The sequence below is a fragment of the Nocardia carnea genome (assembly GCF_029868325.1).
GTDB classification, from domain to species: Bacteria; Actinomycetota; Actinomycetes; order Mycobacteriales; family Mycobacteriaceae; genus Nocardia; species Nocardia carnea_C.
Window position 1 is genome coordinate 1 of sequence record NZ_JARWNW010000249.1, and the last position, 2,905, is coordinate 2,905.

2 protein-coding genes are annotated in these 2,905 nt (G+C 71.4%); both read right to left on the reverse strand.

The features are described 5' to 3' along the window. Positions 1-692: 692 nt before the first annotated feature. A complete protein-coding gene (locus QH196_RS22030; protein ID WP_280417714.1) occupies positions 693-1,817 on the reverse strand; it encodes a glycosyltransferase family 4 protein in 1,125 nt (374 codons plus the stop codon). A 45-nt stretch (positions 1,818-1,862) separates the two neighbouring features. Beyond that, positions 1,863-2,905, reverse strand: a 1,043-nt coding sequence (locus QH196_RS22035; RefSeq protein ID WP_432279534.1) for an NlpC/P60 family protein, incomplete at its 5' end; no start/stop codon positions are given.

Consider the following 2,905-nt stretch of genomic DNA (forward strand, 5'->3'; position numbering starts at 1 on the left):
CCCGGGGGCGGCGGGGGGTTTGGCCCCCCCTGGGCCCCTGCTGCCCGCGCTCTATGCGCGGGGCGGCGCCTATTGCCCCCGCGGGCTCACTGCTGGGACGGGCCAAAACCTTTGAGGGCCTCGTAAGACTCGGCACCACGGCTGGTTGCGTTCGGGTGGGACCGAGAACTTTCAGGGCCTCGCTGGACTCGGCTGCGCGGCTGGGCGCGTTGGGGCGTCGGCGGCATGGCGGAGCCGTCAGTGGTGATAGGGCGTCGCGGCCATCGGCTCGGTCCGTGGCGCGTGCTCGTCGGCTCACTAGCCTGCCCGGTGTGGGCGGGGCCGTTGACGGTCCTGCGGGACTCGGGCCTCGCTGGACTCGGCTGCGCCGCTGGGTGCGTTGGGGCGTCGGCGGTATGGCGGAGCCGTCAGTGGTGATAGGGCGTCGCGGCCATCGGCTCGGTCCGCGGTTCGTGCTCGCCGGCTCACACGCCTGCCCGGTGTGAGCGTGTTTGAGGGTTTTGCGGGAGTCGGGTGCCGCTGGGCGGGCCGGGGCGGTGCAGGCGGGGCCGTTGAGGGTCTTGTGGGACTCAGCGGCCCCGCTGGTCGGGTCGGTGTTGTTCGTGGGCGAGACCTGTCAGGGTCTCGCTGGAGTCGGCGCCATGGTGGTCGTTCTGGGTATCGGGCCGGGCAGTGGCGAGCCCGAGGTTGTCTTACAGGAACCCGCGGAGGCGGGTGCCGAGGGTGTCCCAGCGCCAGTGGTGGTCGACGAAGGCGCGGCCTGCGGCGCCCATGGCGGCGGCGGCGTCGCGGTCGGCGAGGATATCGCCGATCGCTTCGGCGACCTGGTCGGCGCGGCGGCCGTCGACGACGCGGCCGGTTTCGCCGTCCAGCACGGTTTCCGGTGCACCACCCGACATTCCGGCGACCACGGGGACTCCGCTGGCGGAGGCCTCGAGGTAGACGATGCCGAGACCTTCGACGTCGAGGCCGGCGCCGCGGGTGCGGGCGGGCATGGCGAAAACATCGGCGATGGTGTGGTGGGCGGCGAGTTCGGCTGCCGGGACCCGGCCGGTGAACACGACATCGTCGCCGAGGCCGAGTGCGTCGGCGAGCCCGCGCAGCCGGTCTTCGTACGGGCCGCTACCGGCGATCACCAGGACCGCGCCGGGGATCCGTTCCCGGACCCAGCGCATCGCGATCAGCAGGACATCCTGACCCTTACGCGGGACGAGCCGGGACAGGCACAGAATGGTGGGCCGGTCGCCGAGGTTGTAGCGCCGGCGCAGTTCGGCGCGGGCGGCGGGGTCGGGGCGGAACTTCTCGGTATCCACGCCCGGCGGCAGATGTTCGAGCGCGGCGTCCGGTCCGAAGGCGGCCGCGAATCGGCGCCGGGTGTATTTGCTGACGTAGGTGACGATATCGGTGTTCTCGCCGATCACCCGCAGCGCCTGCCGCGCCGCCGGCAGCATCGACCAGCCCACCTCGTGGCCGTGGGTACTGGCGACTATCCGTTCCGCACCGGCCCGGCGCAGCAGCGGGGACAGCAGCGCCAGGGGGGCGGCGGCACCGAACCAGACCGTTTCGCAGCCTTCGGAGCGCAGCAGCTTACGGGCGCGGCGCGCGACGGCGGGGGTCGGCAGCATGAGGGAGGTGGGATGGCGGACCACCTGGAACGGTTGCTGCGCGTCGAAACGGGTATGGCTGTCACCGCGCCAGCGGGGTGCGTAGACGACCAGATCGTCGGGCGGCAGCTGGCCGGTCATCGCCTGCAGATAGGACTGGATACCTCCCGGCCGCGGCGGGAAATCATTGGTAACCAGCAGAGTTCGAGCCATAGGACTCACACTATTGGCGAACGCTGCCCGGCGCCGCTCCGGGGCTCAGTAGCGGCGCGCCGAGTGGTAAGGGGTGGAATCCATCGGCGCGACGGCCACCGGGACCCCGAAGGTGGAGGCGTGCAGCATGAGGCCGTTACCGGCGTAGATACCCACGTGGGAAATATCGTCGTAGAAGAACACGACATCGCCGGGCTGCAGGTCCGCGCGGTCCACGGGGGTGCCGTAGGCGGCCTGCGCCGAACTCGTGCGCGGCACCTCCTTACCGACCTGCGCGAACGCCCACTGCACCAGACCCGAGCAGTCGAACTGATCGGGCCCGGTGGCGCCCCAGACGTAGGGGTCGCCGACGCGGGTGAGCCCGGCGGCCAGGGCACTCGTCCCGTTGCCGGGGACGAGATCGGCCAGCAGGCTGTCGCGGTCGAAACCGGGCGGGAACGGGGAACCGGCGAGGGCGGTCCGGTCCGCGGTCGACAGGGTGCCCCAGACCTCGATGACCTTGGCGACCGCATTCTGCAGATCGGTCTGTTTACGTCCCACATCGGCGCGGACGGAATTTGCCTGATCGGTGGCGGCGCGCGCGGCATCGGCAGCGGTCCGGGCCGCCGTTTGCGCGGCCGTCGCCTGATCGGTGGCGCGTTTGTACTGTTTGAGCTGGTCGGAGGTCTGGGTGGCGACCACGTCCAGTGTCGACATCTGGTCCAGGAGCTGCTGGGGTGAATCGCTGACCAGTACGGAGAACAACCGGTTGGTGCGCGCGCCCTGGTAGGCGGCGATGGCGGTGCGATCGATCATCGGGCGGTATTTGGCCACCTCGTTGCGGGCCGAGTCGACGGCCGCAGTGGCCGCGGCGACCTTGGCATCGGCGTCACGCTGGATGGCGAGTTTCGCGTCGAGATCGGCCTGGGCGGTGAGCGCTTGCTGATTGAGCTGTTCGGCCTGCCGGGACAGATCGATCATCTGCTGGACCGCCTCGGTGGCCGAGGCCGGCGCGGGCGCGGGGACCGGATCGGCGCCGGCGGGGCCACCACCGTAGAGCGCCGCCGCCAGCAGCCCCGCTGCCAGGACGGTGCGGGCGGGCCGGCGGG